This is a genomic window from Ectobacillus sp., from assembly GCF_056992975.1.
In genome coordinates this window covers 1-21,140 of sequence record NZ_JBXKMX010000245.1, presented here as the reverse complement: position 1 = coordinate 21,140, position 21,140 = coordinate 1, and the positions used below count along the sequence as shown (strand labels likewise).

The following is a 21,140-nucleotide window of genomic DNA, read 5'->3' as shown; positions in this document are numbered from 1 at the left end:
CTGTACCCATTAACGGACCGATTAATTTATTTTGATTTTCAAAGGAATTGGCATAATTCACTTTCTGAATCTTTAGCTTATCCTTCCCTGTCGTATCAAAATTCGTGCCGTTCATCATGTATCCAAGCGGCAGTGCATTCTTGTTTTCATATACACGATTAGGACCGATTTGATCGATTTGTTCGAAGCCATATTTATTTAGCGGGATATCGGACACCATATATTTCACACCGAAAAGTGAATCTGTCGTTACAATACCTTTCCCATTTTGCAAAATAAGAGCATCTAGAAATCCATATCCTATATCCTGCATATATAAGTTTAGATGTCCATTTGCGACAGAATTAAAATGGGTAATCCCTTTATAATTAAATCGAAGCGCATCATTCCAAGTGCTTCCCTCAGTCGTTTCAACACGGTAAAATCCGGTATCCTTCTTCGCAATCGAAGCAAATGTATCCTCATAATTCGGATGAACTGTCGCATACGTATCACGCAAAATATAACCGTATTCGAGTCCCATGAGCTTGATGGAATATAATGTACTAATTCCCACATCTAATGAAATGACCGCAATTAATAAATACGAAACGAGTGTTTTCTTATCAGAGCGTAAAGCCTTCCAATATAGAAGTAGTGTATACGCTAGAATAAGAGCTACATTAATCAAAATTTTGTTAGAAGGCATGTAGTAGTGTGCAATTTTGGAAATGAATAAAATCATGAAAATGTTAAAAATCACAATTTTCCGTAGAACAGGTAGCATCTCTTTATCGAAAATAAGGTAAACGCGAAATGCCATATACAATAATAAAAAAGAAAATAAAAATGAATAACGAAATGGAAAGTTTGTTGGTGGCTCAAATCCATGCCATGCAATATTTAAAAGAGGGATTTCCATGGAAATCAGCAAAATAAATAAAAGTATTCCATAGACGATCTTTTCTTTTCGTGATATTTGTTTTGCTATAAAAAACAATGGCACGAGTAAAATCGTTAATACCCCTGCATATAGGTTTGGCATACCATTTACGGTTGTGTCAATAACTCCACTAAAAAATCTACTGTACACCGTAAGCAAATCAAAATTAAATTCCGTTGTCCACGGCAATGCTGCACGTTCCGCAAAGTTACTCTTTAAATCCATGTAAGTAGGCAGTGTCACAATAGCAGAGATTCCTGCGGCCAATGCTGTAATCGCAATAAACATCACTAACTTCTTTAAACCGAACTTTACATCTCGAATGCTATGTACAACTGCAAACCTAGCCACAAAATATAGGAATGTAAAAATACCAACCATATACGCTATGTAAAAATTCGATATAAACATTAGTGCCAAGCTAATCGTTAATAGAAGAAATTGATCTTTACGAATGACCTTCTCTACTCCTAACAAAATAAGAGGAAGGAGATAAATGCCATCTAGCCACATCACACAGAATGAATACACAGTTACAAATGACATAAGCGCATAGAAAGTTGAAAAGAACACAAGCGGCAAATCACGATATTGTGTTACTTTACTAAGAAAATACGTCATCGTGAATCCTGCTAACCCTACCTTTAGCAAGGTAATCAAAACTAGTGCTTCAGGGATATGATTACGATCAAAGAGAAGGATGAGCAATGAGAAAGGGCTCGCTAAATAATAGGCGAATACACCAAAGAAATTAACTCCCATCCCAGCTTCCCAACTAAAGAAAATACTTTTTCCATTTTTTAATACATCATAAAGATACGTATAAAACTGAACGTACTGTGTATGCATATCTGTAACGAGTATAGACTTCTGTCCGAACGGCGCTATTCCAAGAAGTATGAATAATATTCCATAAATAGCGAACGGTAGCATAAATGCAAATCCATACAATACATATTTGTTCTTTTTAAAGAGTTGCAATAAGTCCTGCATTATACTCCTCCATAGATTAATCTGTAAATTATAATTAATGATAAACCTTGTTTTACAATCATTTCAAACTTACTAAACGTTGTAACCTCTCTCCATTACTCATCTTTATATGGGGCTAATTATGCAATCGAGATAAAAAACAAAACCAGGCGTTGGGCCCAGCTTGTTCTATAATCAAGATATGTGCGATTTTTTACGTGGCTCTGTTTTCTTCTTAAAAATCACATACTTACTTGCAAAATAATTAAACACAACAACAATAACATTCGCTGCTATTTTAGCGAATAAATCATTGATATGCATGACTCCTACTAATAGAATCATGGAAAAAATGTCGATAAAATAGGATAGCACTCGAAATCCCATGAAGTAAAAAAATTCTTTGAAAACTTGGGTCAATGTGCTGTGTTTACTATTGAACACATATTTTTTATTTGTAATATATGCAAATAAAACAGACACAATCCATGCAATTGTAGTAGCCACTTTATAATCAACATGTAGCAAGGTAACAAATAAATAGTAAGTAACAATATTAACAACGGTTGTCAACCCACCGAAAAGTAAGTAGTTGAAAACTTCTTTTTTCCTATTCAACTTTCACCTCTCCTATCTACCGGCTTTTACTTTTTGTTCTTTCACCACGTAGGCAGGCTGCGACTCTCCGTTTATATTCGTAGCTTTCTGATCATTGTATTCATCGACAAAATAAAGTGGACGATTCTTTGTTTCATTAAAGATACGTCCCAAGTATTCTCCGATAATTCCTAGTGCAATCAATTGTACACCGCCGAAGAATAAGATAACAGCCATCATAGAAGGATATCCTGTTACAGATTCCCCATATGCTAACGTTTTAATAATAATCCAAACCATGTATACGAAAGCGAGTAATGAAGCAGTAAATCCAAAATAAGAAGCGATACGAAGAGGGAATGTTGTAAATGATGTAATTCCTTCAATTGCAAGCTCCATTAGCTTAAAATAGTTCCATTTTGTTTCACCTGCTGCACGAGGGTCACGGTCAAACAAAATTTCTTTCTTATTATATCCAATCCAACTAAACATACCTTTTGTATACCGTTGTGTTTCACGAATTTGCTTTAGTGCTTCTACACATCTACGATCAAGCAAACGGAAATCTCCTGTATCTTCTTGAATTGGAATCCGTGTCGTACGTTTTAATAAGCTATAATACTGAGCTGAAGTCCACTTTTTAGCAAAGGATTCGCCTGCTCTTGTTCTTCGTTTCGCATAAACATCGTCATAGCCTTGTTCCCAATATGTTATCATTTCTGGAATCAATTCAGGTGGGTCCTGTAAGTCAGCATCGATGATAACAACTGCATCACCAATTGCATGGTCTAGACCTGCCATCATTGCAGTTTCCTTACCAAAGTTACGAGCTAAATCCACATAAGAAATACGCGGATCTTGTGTACGAAATTCTTTAACGATATTTAACGTATTATCTTTACTTCCGTCATTTACAAATAAAATTTCAAAATTATATTGAGGAATTCCATTAATTACTCCTGTAACGCGATTATATAATTGATCTAAAACCTCTTCTTCATTATAGGCTGGAACTAAAATCGTGATGGTTTTCAAAGAAGATGCTCCTTTCCTGTTCTATTCTTCTAAAGCAACCATTTTTTTGCATACGCACAGATGAGACATAGAAAACAGAGCTTTGCAGTTCCTCCGATTTCCTATGCCTACCCTTTACGAATATTATCCTTTAATAGATGGAGTTTGCGATTCAACTAAATCACTCATAATTCGCAATAAATCTTCTTTCAACTCATCATGCTGCAATGCCATTTCAATTGTTGTTTGAATAAATCCAAGCTTTTCTCCCACGTCAAAGCGTTTTCCTTCAAAGTCGTATGCAAATACACGTTGGATTTCATTTAATCGTTGGATAGCATCCGTTAACTGAATTTCACCACCGGCACCAACTTGTTGCTCTTCAAGGAACATGAAAATTTCTGGATTTAACACATAACGTCCCATGATAGCTAAGTTAGAAGGTGCTGTTCCTGGTGCTGGCTTTTCTACAAATTGCTTTACTTGATAGCGACGATTTTCTTTTTCTAGCGGATCAATAATGCCGTAACGATGAGTATCAGCGTCATTTACTTGTTGAACTCCAATAATAGAAGAAAGCGTTTTGTCATATTCATCAATTAATTGACGTAAACATGGTTTTTCTGCTTGCACAATATCATCACCTAATAAAACTGCGAACGGTTCATTCCCAATGAATTTACGTGCGCACCAAACGGCATGACCTAGTCCCTTTGGCTCTTTTTGACGAATGTAATGAATATCGACCATATTAGAAGAAGCTTGCACTTTTTCAAGCAATTCAAACTTTTTCTTTTCTAATAAGTTTTGTTCTAGTTCAAATGCGTGATCAAAATGGTCTTCGATAGCACGCTTGCCTTTTCCAGTAACGATTATAATATCTTCAATACCAGAGGCAATAGCTTCTTCCACAATATATTGAATAGTTGGTTTATCAACGATAGGCAACATTTCTTTAGGCATTGCTTTGGTTGCCGGTAAAAAGCGAGTTCCTAATCCCGCTGCTGGAATAATCGCTTTTTTCACTTTTTTCATGTCTATAACCTCTTTCTCTTCATACAATTTTATCCTTCAATTCTTATGTTTTGTAATTCTTTAGCGATAGTTTAAACTATAAGTGAAGGTGATATTCGTTTCGTTACAAACACATACCAGTCTATTATATAACTAATAATCACTAGAATAGTGTTAAAATTTATTAACAATTCCTATTGAAGTACGGGCAGCCAAAAAACACTTCCTTCAAATTCTACATGATTGCTTTTTTATCCGTCAAGCTATACTAGGATTTTACTAACAAATTTTATTGTAATTTCCCACATTTCAATATGAAAATACAGTGTTCCTAGTAACATATGTAAATAAAAATAGATGCCCTCATTAATAAGGACATCTATTTCATCTTAAAATCGTTCGATTAGTGTAGCAAGCGTTCGTACCATAACACCTGTCGCCCCTGCCGGACCTAGTTCATGACTGCTTTTTGTCTCCGATGTACCTGCAATATCTAGATGAACCCAAGGTGTGTCCTCAGCAAATTCACCTATAAATGTTCCCGCCATGATTGCATGACCGTCACGACCAGGGGAGTTATTTAAATCTGCAAATTGACTATTGCGTACTCGCATCTTATCACGCTCGTATATTGGCAATTGCCAAATGGGTTCATCCGTTTCGATGGATGCTTCTACAACTTTTTTATAAAAAGTTGGATCATTTGTCATAGCCCCTGTTGTATCGTTGCCAAGCGCCACAATAATTCCGCCTGTTAACGTAGCAATATCAACAAGATGTGTAGCTCCTAGCTTTTTCGCATACGTAATGCCGTCTGCTAATGCCAGTCTACCTTCTGCATCCGTATTTAATACTTCAATCGTCTTCCCGCTCATAGATGTAATGACATCATCAGGCTTAAACGCATCTGCACTAATCATATTATCGGTAGATGGAATAACGGCAATTACATTTTTTTCTGGGCGAAGCTCTCCGATAATTTCCATCGCTCCTAAAACTGCAGCGGCTCCTCCCATATCGCCTTTCATACCAATCATGCTCGCGCGTGGCTTTAATGAGTACCCTCCTGTATCATAGGTAATTCCTTTTCCAACAAGACCGATAACATCCGTCCATTCTTCTTTTCCTTTATAAAGCAAGGCAATCATTTTAGGTGGATTTACGGAACCGCGATTTACAGCTAGTAGCGCACCCATTCCTAGTTCTTCCATTTCCTCTTTATCCAAAACTTTGTAGTCCATGTCATATTTTTCAGCTAAGGATACAGCATAGTCTGCCAATTTTTCTGCTGTTAACATATTAGGCGGCATATTTACAAGTGTACGCGCTGCATTTGTTGCATGGCCATGAATATATCCAACCGATAAAGCTGCTTCTACTTCTTGCAGATCATAGTTTGTTATTACTGCAATTTCTTGTGACGCTTTTTTCGTTTTCTTTCCCGTTTTATATGTTTGCAATTCGTATGTTCCTAAACAAAATGTTTCTGCAACCATATGAGCAACATCGAGCTCTTGTATATCCCCGCACACGAATGAATCTAATAAAACAGCAACATTTGTTGCATTGCTGCCCTTTATTGTTTTAAACAATTTCCCAAGCGTCTCTCGCAACATTGCCGTGCTATACTCATTCTTTTTCCCAAGCCCAACAAAATAATATCGTTTCATAGAGTTATTTGTCAGTGTATGTATAGTAGCAATTTTCTTTTTTGCAGGCGATATATCCCCTGCGTCTATGAACGTCGTTAAATTTCCGCCTAGCTCTGCACTAATTTCGTTCGCATGTTTACTTTGTTCTTCTTCAAATAATGCAACCACAATCGCATCATGACTGCTAAGTTTTTCTTGTACTTGAAACATGTCATGCACCTCCATTATGATTTACATTATAGTACTCTTCTTCCCGCAATGCGATGTTTCTTACTCCATATATAAAACAAGTTCAGGTAACAACGGGAGGTCCTTGCTTGCCTCAAAAGGGACACGGTCTATGTCACGCGGAATGATTTGTATGCATTGTTCTACAAATTGAAGGACAAATTCAACATTCAACGACCAATATGTTGGCCTATACGGCTGTAAATATCGCTTTGCCGCTCCCATCATGGCTCTAGCACCTTTCACATTTCCATATCCATAATGATATAATGCCACTGACATTTGCAACAATCCCTTTAAAAAGAAATTATCCATTTCAGTTAGCCACATTTCCTCAAGTAAATCATGACACGTATAATAATCGCCTTCATTAAATTTGATAAAAAACTCATAATACTCAAGCGGGTAGTCCTTCATCTTATCCCTCAATTCCCCTTGCATCTACCCTTAGTATAACAAAAAGAGTAGCTAACCTCTAAAATCATGTCTCTAACAATACATACAAAAGAGACCATCCTCTTTCATGATAGTCTCCCTATTTCTTAAAACCTACTGTTTCTTTTTATATTGTTGCCGGAACACCTGCATCGCTTCATCCTCATTTAGTTGCTTTAGTTCCGCTTCTGACAGCTTTCCTGAACCTTTTTTCACAAGATATACAGTTAGTTTTTTCTTTCCCCACTGTTTATACACATCTTGAACCGTTTCATAATACAAATCTAACTCCTTTCCTTTAATTGCCCCCCCTTTATCAGCTACTACGCCGTATCCGTACCCTGGAATGAACAAGACAGACCCAATCGGAAATATACGTAGATCCGCCGCTATTGTAGAATATAAATCACGTTTTACTTTCACCCCAGAGTAGGTTATTCCATATTGAGGATGTGCAGGATGTTTTCCTGTTGATTCTACCCCAGCCGTATAACCTGTAGCTGTAACTTCAACCGAATCATACCGAGACCAATCGACTGACTGCTCAAGAGTTTTTGTTTCTGTATTTGTTTCTGTTTTTGTTTCCATTTGTTTTTCTGTATTTAAATTGCCCAATGTTCGAACATTCTCTGTTTTCTTGAAGCCGGTTATCATTTCTAATATTGTTAAATGTGAGATCGCTTGATAGGTAACTAATAAAGCCATGCAAAATAAACACGCCATAAAAAGGCGAATCGTAACTATTCGTATCGTCATGTTTATTCTCAACACTCCTTCATCTGTAGTGTTGACCAAGACGATTTTCTTTTATACACACAAAAAGAAAAAAAGTGAATGGCGCTTATTTCACCATTCACAAAAAGCTAAAACATGCGATACCCACTATTTCGAAGCGCTTTCATAACAAATCCTGAAGCGATAGCTCCTATAAATCCTGAAGGTAATATAAATAAATCTGCCTGTCCTAGAGAAGAAACCCGCGTTAAAACAGAGGAAAAGGATAGGAAAGGATCTTGAAAGTATTTCAGTACATCTATTCTATTAATAATTAGTATGCAGACGATGGGATACAAGATGCTCATTACCCATGTTTGACGTAATATCATATTTAACAAAAAACCAATCCCGAAAAATAGAACGAAAAAAAGCAACATAGAAATGAGTAGCATTGGAATGCTCATTATACGTTCTCCTTCCGACTTCCATTTCCTTAATTTTACAGAAACGAGCAATAAAAATCAATCCTTGTTTTCCGAAAGAAACACACGATAAGCAGTGTAACCAAAGTGATCTCCCGGATTCACTTTATCATTCATCTGAAAAATAGAGCTTGGCATCGTTTCTAACAAATGGCGAACGAGTACAGAAGTAGCCTCATCTTGTAAAATGGCATCCTGGGATAAAAATGCAGCATGTGATAATTCTTTTTCTTGTATGATTATCGCCTCATTCTCCGGTTTAAGTAAAAAAATAACCATATTATCGCTAATTTCTCCCTCAAGAACACCAGAGCGTATACCTAAAACACCGCGAATGGAAGTACTAATTCCCGTTTCTTCTAATATTTCTCTTTTAACCGCCTCATCAATCGTTTCCCCTTCTTTCACAAATCCTGCTGGAAACGACCATTTTCCTTTTAATCCACCATACGTTTTCTTTACTACTAGCCATCTTCCGTCATTCGTTCGAACTAGACCACTAACTGCTAACCAAACATTGCCTCGTTTATTCAAACAAAAAACCCCTTTTATAGAATAGAGAAAAAAGAGCAAAAGTAACCTATAAGGCTACTCTGCTCTTTTTTCTCTATTAACTACATTTATATTTTACAAAAAGTTTAATTTTCCTTTTTTCAACACTAGCATCGGTCCGCCAAGAATAAATAAGTAACGGTTATCAATTAACTTCTTCATAAGTGCAGCTTTCCAGCCTGTTACTTTCTTACCGAATACAACACCAATTCCGTTGTCGTCTCCTAAAGAACATACTGTACCTTTATTATCATACACAAATTTTTGCATTTTCCCTTTGCCGCGAACAAGTACAGCAATGTTTCCGGCAACATTTTGACCTTCTTGGATTGCAATTTGTGCTGTTGGAGGGAAAGGACGATTGATTTCTTCATTAATAATTAAAGCCGCATCTCCTACCATAAATACATCGTCATGGCCAGGAACTCTCATAAATTCATCCACTTTGACACGACCGCGCATTGCTTCAAAACCAGATTCCTCTACAAGTGAATTTCCGCGAACACCAGCAGCCCAAACTACAGTTTCAGCTTTAATTTCTTCTGTTGTATCGCCTTTAGCAACGACGATTCCATCTTCAGTAGCTTCTTTAATGGCTGTGCCGATTTTGAATTCTACGCCTTTATCTTCTAAATATTTCATAGCAAAACTTACAAGTTCAGGATCAAAGCCCGGAAGTGCTGTAGGAGCCGCTTCTACACAAATTATGCGTACTTTTTCACGAGGAAGGTCATATTCGTTTACAAGTTCAGGAATACGGTTTGCAAGTTCTCCAACAAATTCAATACCTGTAAATCCTGCTCCACCTACTACGATTGTTAATAATTCATCGCGTTTTTCAGCAGCGTACTTAGAGAAAGAGTATTCAATATGTTCACGAATATGAAGAGCCGCATTAATGTTACCGATTGAAAATGCATGTTCTTTTAAGCCTTTAATGCCAAATGTTTCAGACTCAAAACCTAATCCAATAACAAGGTAATCATATTCAAGTTCACCATTTTTAAGTTCTACACGTTTTGTTTCAGCGTTAATATTCACTACAGTATCTTGTACAAAATGAACCTTGTCTGTGTCAATTACATCTTGAATGTTGATACAAGTCTTATCTTGATGCAATGTACCTGCTGCATTTTCATGCAACCAAGTTGTTTGATAATGATAGCTGTTATTATTTACAAGTGTAATGTCAGCTTCATTAACTGATAATTCCTTTTGTAAATTTACAGTAGTAATCATACCGCCGTACCCTGCACCCAAAACAACGATTTTTGGCTTATTCACCCTTAATCACAACCCTTTTCCGTAGTAGTCAGTATAAACAAATGCAAAACCTTTTGTAGAAATTTTGTACGCTTATATACAAGCTTGACAAATAAGTGTCAAAAATCTGTTAGAATTTTGTCATAATTATTCACTCTATCACTACATAATAGTAGCCTTTTTTTCGTCATTTTTCAAGAAACTTCGCAGATAGAACAGTCAAAAATAGATACCATAAGTTTACATCTATAAACTTAGTTTATTAATAAAATGGATACAAAATGGACAACTTATGTAGGCTACTCCGTAATGTTTATTAAGGTTTTTTTTTTTGAATTATGGTATCATTTTTTTGTAAACTTATACAAGATGAGTAAGAAATCCAGTTCACACAAGACAAACGGATTCATCTAGTATGGATTACGTTTATTACTATTATTTATTGGGGGGGAAATGTTTTGGTAGATCAAAAAATATATGATATTACAATTATTGGTGGAGGTCCGATTGGATTATTCACTGCGTTTTATGGGGGAATGAGACAATTAAGCGTGAAGATTATCGAAAGTTTACCGCAGCTTGGCGGACAACTTTCCGCATTATATCCTGAAAAATACATTTATGATGTAGCAGGATTCCCAAAAATTCGTGCTGGTGAGCTCATCGCTAACTTAAAAGAACAAATGAATAAATTTGAACCAACTATTTGCTTAGAAGAATCAGTACAGTCGCTTGACAAGCAAGAAGATGGCACCATCAAGCTTGTTACAAATGTAGGGACACACTATTCTAAGGCTGTTATCATAACTGCCGGCAATGGAGCATTTCAACCAAGACGATTAGAATTAGATAATGCCATTTCATTTGAAAAGAAAAACCTTCATTATTTCGTAGATGATATGAATAAATTTGCAGGTAAACGAGTTGTTGTATTCGGCGGCGGAGATTCAGCTGTTGACTGGACTCTTATGCTAGAACCCATCGCTGAACAAGTAACTATTGTCCATCGCCGTGATAAATTCCGCGCACATGAACATAGTGTTGAAACATTAATGAATTCTCGTGTAGATGTAAAAACGCCATACATACCGATGGAATTAGTTGGCAATGAGGCCATTACACAGGTTGTCGTTCAAGATGCGAAAACTGAAGAGAAAGTTACAATTGATGTGGATGATGTAATTGTAAACTTTGGCTTTGTTTCCTCACTTGGTCCAATTAAGGACTGGGGACTTACTATTGAAAAAAATTGTATCGTCGTAAATTCAAAAATGGAAACGAATATTCCAGGTGTATATGCTGCCGGTGATATTTGTACTTATGATGGAAAAGTGAAATTAATTGCTGCGGGATTTGGTGAAGCGCCAACTGCAATTAGCAGCATTAAATCATACATTGATCCAACTGCGAAAACGCAACATCTTCATAGTTCCAGCATGTTTTAATCAACAACGTGACTGTACGAAAGAACTAAGACAAATTCGTTTAAATTATTTCATTCTAAGTAATAATGAGAAGATAGAAAGAGGCAGCATATGCTGGCTCTTTTCTCATACAATGAAAAACAATGTACAATTACCTAATTTTTGTCTACAATGAGAATTGATATGGATTTCGCGTTGTATAAATATCTCATAGGAAAGGAAACGATATGGAAGAATTGGAACGTAATAATCCCTTATCTGTTTCAAAACTGAACGCATCGCTGTTTCGAAATACGAATTTCCTATATTTATGGGCAGCTACTTTATTCTCGAGCTTTGCGCTCGCATTTTTTACCTTTTCACAAACTTGGTATATTGTGAAAAAGCTGGACTTAGAAGCTTCCCTTGGTCTCGTGCTTGTTGCTTCCAGTGTTCCTCGTCTCGTGTTCATGATTATTGGAGGAGCGACTGCAGATAAATTCCCAAAAAAGAACATCATGTTCTATTCCAATGTTATACGTGCCTGTCTAGTGGCGGGACTTCTTCTATGGCTTGTATTGGATGGAGTTACATTATATACTTTTGCCTTATTTGCCTTATTCTTTGGATTAGCTGATGCCTTCTTTTGGTCCGCTGATGGTTCCATCTTACCGGAAATCGTAGCGAAATTCAGGCTAACGCAGGCAAATTCAATTACACAGATGACAAATCAATCCTCGCTTATTCTTGGACCCATGTTAGCAGGATTTTTAATTAAGGTGAGTAGCTATGCAACTGTTTTTACGATTACCATTTGTATGCTGCTATTTGCCGGTATACTCGTTCGTAAAATTCAGATGCCTGTAGTGAATGCGAATGATAAACCCGCTGGCAATATGCTGACCTCCATAAAGGAAGGAATTTTTTACGTTAAGAAGTCTGCTTTTCTATCGACGCTATTGATTTGTAGCGCCTTTTTAAACTTTTTTCTAATCGGCCCGATGCAAATCGGCTTTCCGATTTTTGTGAAAAATGTGCTGCAAGGGGACTCTCTCCTCTATAGCTATTTAGAAGGTTCGGTAGGCGGGGGTATGGCACTGGGAGCGATTTTTATTGCCATCCTTAATATAAAACATCACCGTGGCTGGTTTTGTATTAGTATGATTTTCATATCAGGTGTTTCCTTCTTGGTATTAACGGAAAGCACTACTGTATGGCACGCTCTACTCGCGGGAAGTATATTTGGTGCTACGCTTGCGATGGGGGCAATCCCACTTATGGCTGTCATACAATCGAGTGTACAGGAAGAAATGATGGGGCGAGTCATGAGCCTCATGATGCTCTCTTCCATGGGACTTATTCCTGTCTCTTATACGATTACCTCCCTTCTGATCACAACGCATCTTTCCATTGCGACCATTATGAAGAGCGGAGCGCTTTTCGTTATCTTATTTATCATTTTCGTAGCATTACGTGTACCAACTGTACGAAAATTTGATTAAAATAAAGCTCTGTTAGGAAAACGACTACATTCATCTAAAGACGACATTGAACGAAGCGATTCTATTCAGGCTTGATATGAATTGATTTGAAAGCGTTGCCCACCTAGAAACATGGACAGGGATAGCACCCGGACAAGACGAAAGTGCACGTAAAAAACTGCTCCAGCAAGGAACGAAAATAAACAGTAAGGAAAATTGAAAAGATCCACAAGTAAACGTAGAAAAGATCTTATAAATGACTTGTTTGGCATTTGAAATGGTCAACCTGATTTTGGATTGATCATTTCAAATTTTTATGGCACTTTTAGACCATTGTGTAAGTATTCTTCCGTAAGATTTTCTTCTTTCTGTTATGGACTCCTATAAAAACCATGCATGATGCGTAAACGTCCATGCCCCCATAAACGAAAGTGCAGCGAAGATAAACAACATAAGCCATTGAAATGGCTTTGATAAGGACGCTGCCATTATTCCATATATAGGAAAAATCACACTTAAATAGCGCATTGTACTAAATAGAGGAGCATCCTCCGTTCCAAAGCAAAGCGTCATTAAAACATTTCCTATTGTAAAGCCAATAACCGCTATGCGCTCCCACTCAATGGTTGCCCTTTGTTTCCATACGTTCACTAATCCCCAATACGAGAAAAGGAAAGTGGCAATCCATAGTGCCTGTCTCGATTCCCTAAAATCCGTCCAAAGATTCCGATGAAAAGCATCTATAAACTGTGTCCATGGCAATGTCCAATAATGATGCCAGTTCTCCTTTTGTGTAGACGAAAACACAAATGGATCACCAAAGATAAAAGAAAGCAAGACCATGTATGCTCCTATACCAACAAAACAGCTTAATCCCCAAAACAACGCTTGCTTTACCCCGTTCCACTGCCTTTTTACTGCAGAATAGACAAAGAGTACAAATGGAAATATGCCAAAGAGCAATGCAGTCCCTCGAGTTGTTGTGACCAGCGCTGCAAATAATCCTGCATACCCCCATTTATTCTTTGTTGCCATATGCAGAGATGCTAGCGAAAAGAGAACCGTCCATACTTCCGTATAGATTGTCGCAAAATAAATAGAGGCTGGATTAAGTGCATAAAGGAACAGTCCCATCGTAATTTGCCAATCATTCATTTGCATCCGCTTGAAAAACTCTTGTAATAGATACAAGCTAATTGCAAAGCCAATTGCAGTAATCCCAAACATAACAGTTACATTATGTACAAGTTTCAAAAGAAATGGGACAAATGGAAAGTAAGCTGCTGCAGTCGTATTCTCATACCCAAAGCTAGCAATATGGATATACCACAAGCTATCCCATTGAACCCAGCTGTGTGCACTCTCATTAAAAGCCATACCTACATGAGAGGTATCCTTATAGTAAGGTATGATCGTTCCAAGTAATAAAACTAAATAATGAAAGAGGAACGGTACTAGCAATGATTGTACATTGCGTCTGAAACGATTCCTCGCTTTTTCTCTAATCATTTAAACCTTCACTCCTTGTAATTACAACGTTCTTTTCCATTATACAAAAAGAATAGATGTTTTTTGGAAACAAAGTGTATTCTATACAAAATTGTCGTACAAAAAAACCAGAATCTCCATCCTGGTTTATCCATATGTTATAACGGACTCTATTAAATAATTTTTATTGGCAAGTTTCCTTGTATCGATGAGTAAATGATATCGATACTTAGCAAAATAGATAGTGGATGAAATGAATAATGCTACGAAACCAAAGTAGCATTATTCATTCAATAGGTTATTCATTTGGTGATTTTTCAATACGTACTTTCTTTCTTCTTACAATTGCCTCATATACAAGGACGATAGCAAATACAAGGAAAAAGACACCAGACACAATTTTACTTAACTTTTGTATAGCCGTACCTGCATAATAGAAATGTACCGTTCCTGTCCCCTTCGGTAATTCCAATGTAGCTAAATTAGTAACCCCAGCATATACAGGAATATTCATAGATGTTCCATTTCCCTTAATTTGTGCTTGGTATCCTTTATAATATATGATTGGCATCGCAATTTCGCCGTCATTTGTATTATTATAATCAAAGCTAATATAGCTTCCATTTTTCTTAAAGTTACTATAATGAACATTTTCATTTACATACAGAGGTCCACTATCCGGAGTGATATCACTTAGCTTTACCCCAGTTGGTAAATATTCCTTCCCTATTCCGATATTGGCTGTATTTTCTAAAATAGTCTCTGCGCTCGGTTCCCGAACTTCAAAACTTGTTTGATAGAGTAAGCTTACATTCGTAATGATAACAGAGCCAAAGAATACAACAAACACGAGCCACTTCTTATCGTATCGCTTCAACATTTCACCAAAATAAAATGCGGAACCCACGGCAAGGAAGAAGGTAACAAATACCATATATCTCCACGGAAATTGTACTGCATTAAGAGGAGTATTTCTAAATAACATCCAAGGAAACAATTTAGTACAAACAATCAACGTCAGAAAACCGCTAATTGTGAAATAATCACCTGGAACAATTTTCTTTTCAAAAATAAGAAGACGTATAATTGGGGCAAGTAACACAAGAATACCTATATTCATAACCCCACTACGAGCATCTTCATTATTAATGGAATGAATGATCGTATCTCCCAAATTCACCCCAGTATCCGGCACATTAAACACAGGAGCCCATTGTGAGATTAATGGCTGTGCCTTCATTTGTTCGTATAACGGTAATGTCATGAATAGGGTAAGACCTACTACGAAAATAGCAGCAATCCCAATCCAAACCACGATGATTGGATTTTTCTTCCATGAATGAAAACTTACAATAAATAAAACGAACAAAACCGTACTAACCATTAAAGTAGAAACAATATGAGAAAGAACAAGGGCACACATTCCAACTACTAACCAATACCAAACATTCTTCTGTCGATATACCATCATATAAAAAGAGGAAAGAACAACCGGCACAAATGCGAACGCAATTGTTTCTCCTAAAGCAGCTCTGTTAAAGGTATCAATAAAGTGATAGGACGACAGCGTATACAGAATGCTAGCAAATAAGCTAATCATACGTGATTGCGTAATACCTTTTGCAGAAAGATAGGAAAAAACAAAGGTCAAGAATGTAATCACAAGCAGCAGGAATTTATAAGCCTGCACAGCATTATCTTTTACAAATATTTGATAGAAGGAAGCAATATATAAGAACGTATTCGAATAAAAGGTATCAACAGCATAGCCAAATCCATCTAAATACCGCATATTTATATAGGGATACCAATTACCGCTCTTTATGCTATCTGTTAGGCCTTGAATTCGTAGCATATGAAATCCTTGGTCAGCTCCAAGAGGAATCCCCCGATCGAACAGCAGACTATTACTAAAAATTGATAGAATGAAAAAAACAAAAAGTATTGCGATATTCCATAACCAAAAACTCTTTATATTGAGCTTCATTTAGCGTAACTCCTTTTTCATCATGTATTCCGTTTTAATTAACGCTCACTTGCCCAGTAAACCACTTATCCGTAAGCCTTTTTATTGTACCATCGTTCTCCATCTCATTTAATTTCTCATTTACCTTAGTAACAAGGTCAGTATTCCCTTTTCGAAACATCATACCAATTTGCTGTTTATCTGAAAATGTATATGATATTTTCAAATCGTTAATTTGCTTATCTGCTATGTACCGTTGCACGACATCCCTGTCAAAGATCATATATTTTGATTTTCCATTTTCCAGATCGATCATTCCGCTTTCAAATGTTTCTCCCTGCATAACATACATTTTATAGTTACGTGCAAGAGAAGCATAATAGGAGGTGATAGGTAATGTAATGCTTGCTCCTTTAAGATTATTTAAATTGATTGGCTTTTTTTGTTCACTTTTTTCAACAATCACCGTATTTGTTTCCTGATAGGGCTTAGAGAAATCATACATTTTTTGTCGCTCTTTTACGATTTCTATGTGACCGGTCGCTACATCATAGCGCTTAGAGCTTAACCCTGCAAATAAAGAATCCTCATTTGAAAAATAATACTTCGTTTTCACACCTAAGCGTTTTGCCACCTCTTCTATAACATCAATATCGAAACCAGATAAGTTTCCATTCTTATCGAGGGAAGCATACAGGGGAACCGTGGGATTAATTCCAATCTTCAATTGCTTCGACTCATTCATTTGTACTAGCGGCGTTTTGCCGTTACTCAACTTATCTTGGCCACAACCAGTCGTTACTAGCATGATTGCTAGCATTAATAGGACATAACTCATTTTTTTCATGCTATTTAACTCCAATCGTATAATCGTAGTGCTGTTTAAATTGTCGTTCTATTTTTTTCAAAACCTATCCTAACTGCAAACATATTCCCATCTAATGTTTTATAATGTTATAGTAGTGCTGTAACATGAGTTGCTCTTCTATTTTAACCCAATTTCAAGAGGAAATGAGAAGAGAATCCTATTTCATTTATCCTTTTTTTCTTCCTCATCTGCAACATATATGTATTTTAATTGAATACAAGTAAAAATCGTTCCATTTTATCTCAAAAGTACAACTTTTCATAGGAACCAAGCTTTCTTTACTAAAAGTCAAAACGGTTCTTTTAGTAGGAAATAGCATGCATATCACTGTGCTGACCAATTGCTATAAAAATCACTCATACTGCAGGGAAGCATTATTTTCACCAGTCCAAGAATCATTTATAAAACAAAAAGAAAGCCTAGGCTATAAGCTTAGGCTTCATCTATTATAACGATAACGTACTTTTATTTACCTAACACTGCTCTGGAGTACCAGCATTTGCTGCAGTTCGGAAGGATGACCCACATCCACATGTGGCAATCGCATTTGGATTATCAATCGTAAATCCCCCGCCTAGCATCGATTCCTTATAATCAATCGATACTCCTTTTAAAATCGGCATATCCTTTTTATCAACGATAAACTTCACGCCGAAAAATTCGAACTGCTCATCAGTTTCGTTAATCTCATTATCAAAACCAAGTCCGTAAGAAAGACCACTACATCCCCCGCCTTGAACAGCGAGACGAACATATTGATTATCCTCTCCGCTTTGTTTAATCATATCTTGTATATGAAATGCTGCTTGTTCCGTAACTATAATCATACGTAACACCTTCCTTTCCATTTCATTATACTCGCTATCGGTATTTGTTCACAAATCCAAAGCTTAGTAATAATACACGCCTTCACAAATGGTAACAGCAGGGCCTTTCATGAGTACATTGCCCGTTTCAGTCCATGTAATTTGTAGATCTCCGCCTGCTAGATGAACCGTAATTTCAGTATTTCTCTCCATTTTCTCATGTAGAATCGCTGCCACGACTGCGGCACAAGCCCCTGTTCCACATGCTTGCGTAACACCGGAGCCTCTTTCCCATACTTGAAAATTCATTTCTGATTTATTCAGAAGTTCTATAAATTCGACGTTGACTCCTTCCGGAAACATCGAATGTTTTTCTAATACAGGGCCTAAGGTAGTAAGAGGCGCTTGCTTCATTTCATCTACCACAATAACTGCATGGGGATTCCCCATAGAAACACCTGTAATATCATATTGTTTCCCTTCAAATACATAAGGTTCTGTAATAAATGGGTCTTCGCCTTCCCCTAACATCGGCAATTCCTTGCGTTTGAGACGCGGTTTTCCCATATCCACTGTTACACTTGTTACCTGCTCGTTCTCTACATATACATGTGCTTGTACCGGTCCAGAAACTGTATCAATAAGAAATATCGGATCATCTACTAGCTTATGTTCATATGCATACTTTGCAACGCAGCGAAGACCATTCCCACAACTTTTTGCTTCTGAGCCGTCTTTATTAAAAATTCTCATTTTCACAGGTGCCTTATCAGATGGACAGACAAGAATCATCCCGTCGGACCCGATCCCTGTGTAAATATTAGATACACTGCGAGCGATATCTGGGAAATGCGTTTCATCGAGACTTTCTTCAAACATATTTACGTAAATATAATTGTTACCAAGGCCATGCATTTTTGTAAATGCAAATTGCTTCATTATTCCCCACTCCAAACAAAATTAGATTGCCCTAAGTATAAATTGTGGAGATGTTGAACACAATAAGAACATCCCCTAATTCTCATATTATCGAAGATTGACTCACCTAGCAAACAAGACCGTTATACAAAACTCTGTACTCTATGAGTTTTACATAACGGTCTTGTTTCATTTAGAATATCTCATTTTGTTCTAAATAATCATATATATTTTTTATGAGCTCATCATTCGTTGCTCCTACTACCACCTCACCATTCACAAGCGCGTATGGTCCTTCATAGCAATTCCCACAATGACCTAAACAACCATATTCAATAATGTCTAAATTCAAATCCTTTTCCAAAACAGCACGGGCCTTTTGGGAGCCATTTGCTAAATTACTTACACAAAATTCAATTAAGGGCTTAATCACCGCTATTTTCACCTCACTATTATTGCTAATGTAAAGGTTTTTAAAAAACACGTCAAGCAATTACTACTATTTATAACTTATAAAAAGGATTAGATACTAATTGTTATTTACGCAAGGATTCGTTATAATTTTGATGGGTAATGTTCAAAATAATTTATCAATATAAAGTGAAATTTCCTTAAATAAGGCTCACTACCTATTCATCTAAGATTAGATTTTCGGTTTAAGGGATCATTCTAAATTGCAAAGGGGAAATCCATCATGAAGCACCTCGTTATTCTCGGTGGCGGATACGGTGGAATGAGAATCTTACAACGTCTTCTTCCAAATAATCTTCCGGACGATGTCCAAATTACTCTTGTAGACAAAGTGCCGTATCACAGTTTTAAAACAGAATTCTATGCATTAGTTGCAGGAACAATTTGTGAGACGAATATTCGCATTCCATTTCCAGAACATCCGCGTCTTACCGTAAAATACGGTACAGTCGTAAATGTTAATCTTGATCGTAAAGAAGTAGAATTAAAAGATGATGAAACGATACGTTACGATGATTTAATTATCGGCCTCGGCTGCGTAGATAAGTACCATAACGTTCCAGGAGCGAAAGAATACACTTGCAGCATTCAATCCATGGAAAAGGCAAGACATACGTACCAATTGTTAAATAGTCTGCCTGCGAATGCCACTGTTACCATTGTAGGAGCTGGACTAAGCGGCGTTGAAGTAGCAAGTGAGCTACGCGAAAGCAGATCAGATTTACGAATCATTTTATTTGACAGAGGAGATCGCATTTTACCTGCGTTCCCAGAAAAACTTAGTCATTATGTGGAAGATTGGTTTATTTCGAATAATGTAGAGATCGTTCGTAACTCTAATATTACGAAAGTAGAACCTAACATCATATACAATCATGATGAGGCTCTATCTTGCGATGCAATAGTATGGACAGCTGGTATTCAGGCAAATGACGTTGTACAACAGCTTCCAGTAGAGAAAGACAATAGTGGACGTCTCATTATAACAAAATATCACAATATTCCTGAAAATGAGAACGTATACGCCCTTGGTGACTGTGCTAGCCTTCCTCATGCACCATCTGCACAATTAGCAGAAGGACAAGCTGAACAAATTGTATCCGTTTTATTAAAACGCTGGAACGGAGAAGAACTTCCAGAAGAACTTCCTGTTATTAAGCTAAAAGGAATACTCGGCGCACTGGGTAAGAAACATGGATTTGGCCTATTAGCAAATCAACCTCTTATGGGTCGTGTGCCACGTTTGTTGAAATCCGGAATATTATGGATGTATAAATACCATAATGGATAATACATTACCTCGCATATTATGCGGGGTTTTTTGTTATCTAACAGTATTGTATCAATAACAAGTCTCCGTCATAATAGACATGATAAAGGAGGCGTTTTTTTATGTTCCAACTACAAAACGTGAAGTACAAGCATATTTTACATATTCCAGCATTATCAATTCGCGAAAAAAAGGTAACCTGTATTATAGGTGAAAGCGGAAGTGGAAAAACGTCTTTACTTACGCTACTTAATGATATCCATTCCCCTGATAGCGGGAGCATTTTGTATCAAGGCAAGCCCCTCTCCTCCTATGATCCCATTTTGCTTCGCAGAGAAATCATTATGCTCGGTCAAACACCGCCTATATTTGAAGGAAGCGTAAGGGACAATCTACTCATCGGACTCCGTTTTTGTGAACAAGAGGAAAAAGACGACAAAGCGCTTCATCTTGCCCTTTCCCATGTACAACTAGATAAAAATCTAGACGAGGAAGCCGGTGCATTGTCTGGTGGAGAAAAGCAGCGATTAGCGTTAGCTAGACTTTCATTGATGAATCCAACTGTCTATTTACTAGATGAGCCTACTTCCGCTCTCGATGAACAAACAGCGCGCTCAGTCA

General features: G+C 36.9%; 20 protein-coding genes. 4 read left to right on the top strand and 16 right to left on the bottom strand.

What is annotated here, in order from left to right:
• The 10 genes from AC11ZT_RS11365 to AC11ZT_RS11320 all read right to left on the bottom strand — a co-directional run.
• A partial coding sequence (locus AC11ZT_RS11365) for a YfhO family protein (RefSeq protein WP_484059705.1) occupies positions 1–1,915 on the bottom strand: 1,915 nt, incomplete at its 3' end.
• A gap of 174 nt (positions 1,916–2,089) precedes the next feature.
• Positions 2,090–2,512, bottom strand: coding sequence for a GtrA family protein (locus AC11ZT_RS11360; RefSeq protein ID WP_484059704.1), 423 nt, complete (start codon positions 2,510–2,512; stop codon positions 2,090–2,092).
• Positions 2,513–2,524: 12 nt separating this feature from the next.
• On the bottom strand, positions 2,525–3,526 hold the full coding sequence (locus AC11ZT_RS11355; protein WP_379970348.1) for a glycosyltransferase family 2 protein: 1,002 nt from the start codon (positions 3,524–3,526) through the stop codon (positions 2,525–2,527).
• Between the two features lie 123 nt (positions 3,527–3,649).
• Positions 3,650–4,540 carry a UTP--glucose-1-phosphate uridylyltransferase GalU gene (galU, locus tag AC11ZT_RS11350; RefSeq protein WP_484059703.1) on the bottom strand — a complete coding sequence of 297 codons (891 nt, stop codon included), beginning with the start codon at positions 4,538–4,540 and terminating at the stop codon, positions 3,650–3,652.
• 368 nt (positions 4,541–4,908) lie between these two features.
• Complete coding sequence (locus AC11ZT_RS11345) at positions 4,909–6,381, bottom strand: leucyl aminopeptidase (RefSeq protein ID WP_484059702.1); 1,473 nt, start codon at positions 6,379–6,381, stop codon at positions 4,909–4,911.
• A gap of 60 nt (positions 6,382–6,441) precedes the next feature.
• Positions 6,442–6,816: a DUF309 domain-containing protein gene (locus tag AC11ZT_RS11340; protein WP_484059701.1), complete on the bottom strand. Its 375-nt coding sequence runs from the start codon at positions 6,814–6,816 to the stop codon at positions 6,442–6,444.
• Positions 6,817–6,948: 132 nt separating this feature from the next.
• Positions 6,949–7,590, bottom strand: a complete 642-nt coding sequence (locus AC11ZT_RS11335) for a 3D domain-containing protein (RefSeq protein WP_484059700.1) — start codon at positions 7,588–7,590, stop codon at positions 6,949–6,951.
• 107 nt (positions 7,591–7,697) lie between these two features.
• The gene (locus AC11ZT_RS11330) at positions 7,698–8,015 is read right to left on the bottom strand and encodes a YuiB family protein (RefSeq protein WP_484059699.1); all 318 of its coding nucleotides are present in this window, start codon (positions 8,013–8,015) and stop codon (positions 7,698–7,700) included.
• A 57-nt stretch (positions 8,016–8,072) separates the two neighbouring features.
• Positions 8,073–8,567 (bottom strand): NUDIX hydrolase, encoded by a 495-nt coding sequence (locus AC11ZT_RS11325; protein WP_484059698.1) that lies wholly within the window; start codon positions 8,565–8,567, stop codon positions 8,073–8,075.
• Positions 8,568–8,660: 93 nt separating this feature from the next.
• Complete coding sequence (locus tag AC11ZT_RS11320) at positions 8,661–9,869, bottom strand: NAD(P)/FAD-dependent oxidoreductase (protein ID WP_484059697.1); 1,209 nt, start codon at positions 9,867–9,869, stop codon at positions 8,661–8,663.
• Between the two features lie 437 nt (positions 9,870–10,306).
• Here AC11ZT_RS11320 and AC11ZT_RS11315 point away from each other — a divergent pair, with 437 nt between their 5' ends.
• The gene (locus tag AC11ZT_RS11315; protein ID WP_484059696.1) at positions 10,307–11,293 is read left to right on the top strand and encodes an NAD(P)/FAD-dependent oxidoreductase; all 987 of its coding nucleotides are present in this window, start codon (positions 10,307–10,309) and stop codon (positions 11,291–11,293) included.
• Between the two features lie 206 nt (positions 11,294–11,499).
• A complete protein-coding gene (locus AC11ZT_RS11310) occupies positions 11,500–12,753 on the top strand; it encodes an MFS transporter (protein WP_484059695.1) in 1,254 nt (417 codons plus the stop codon).
• 360 nt (positions 12,754–13,113) lie between these two features.
• On the opposite strand, the gene AC11ZT_RS11305 is transcribed toward AC11ZT_RS11310, so the two are convergent.
• From AC11ZT_RS11305 to AC11ZT_RS11280, 6 genes are all read right to left on the bottom strand, one after another.
• Positions 13,114–14,241 carry a hypothetical protein gene (locus tag AC11ZT_RS11305; protein ID WP_484059694.1) on the bottom strand — a complete coding sequence of 376 codons (1,128 nt, stop codon included), beginning with the start codon at positions 14,239–14,241 and terminating at the stop codon, positions 13,114–13,116.
• Between the two features lie 277 nt (positions 14,242–14,518).
• Entirely contained in the window at positions 14,519–16,207 is a 1,689-nt protein-coding gene (locus AC11ZT_RS11300) for a hypothetical protein (RefSeq protein ID WP_484059693.1), read from the bottom strand.
• Between the two features lie 34 nt (positions 16,208–16,241).
• Positions 16,242–17,033 carry an ABC transporter substrate-binding protein gene (locus tag AC11ZT_RS11295; RefSeq protein ID WP_484059692.1) on the bottom strand — a complete coding sequence of 264 codons (792 nt, stop codon included), beginning with the start codon at positions 17,031–17,033 and terminating at the stop codon, positions 16,242–16,244.
• A gap of 494 nt (positions 17,034–17,527) precedes the next feature.
• The gene (locus tag AC11ZT_RS11290) at positions 17,528–17,881 is read right to left on the bottom strand and encodes a HesB/IscA family protein (RefSeq protein WP_484059691.1); all 354 of its coding nucleotides are present in this window, start codon (positions 17,879–17,881) and stop codon (positions 17,528–17,530) included.
• A gap of 63 nt (positions 17,882–17,944) precedes the next feature.
• Complete coding sequence (dapF, locus tag AC11ZT_RS11285) at positions 17,945–18,799, bottom strand: diaminopimelate epimerase (RefSeq protein WP_484059690.1); 855 nt, start codon at positions 18,797–18,799, stop codon at positions 17,945–17,947.
• Between the two features lie 172 nt (positions 18,800–18,971).
• Positions 18,972–19,211, bottom strand: coding sequence for a YuzB family protein (locus AC11ZT_RS11280; protein WP_484059689.1), 240 nt, complete (start codon positions 19,209–19,211; stop codon positions 18,972–18,974).
• A gap of 261 nt (positions 19,212–19,472) precedes the next feature.
• Here AC11ZT_RS11280 and AC11ZT_RS11275 point away from each other — a divergent pair, with 261 nt between their 5' ends.
• Both AC11ZT_RS11275 and AC11ZT_RS11270 read left to right on the top strand, forming a co-directional pair.
• Positions 19,473–20,540 carry an NAD(P)/FAD-dependent oxidoreductase gene (locus tag AC11ZT_RS11275; RefSeq protein ID WP_484059688.1) on the top strand — a complete coding sequence of 356 codons (1,068 nt, stop codon included), beginning with the start codon at positions 19,473–19,475 and terminating at the stop codon, positions 20,538–20,540.
• 101 nt (positions 20,541–20,641) lie between these two features.
• On the top strand, positions 20,642–21,140 hold a 499-nt coding region (locus AC11ZT_RS11270; protein ID WP_484059687.1), incomplete at its 3' end, for an ABC transporter ATP-binding protein.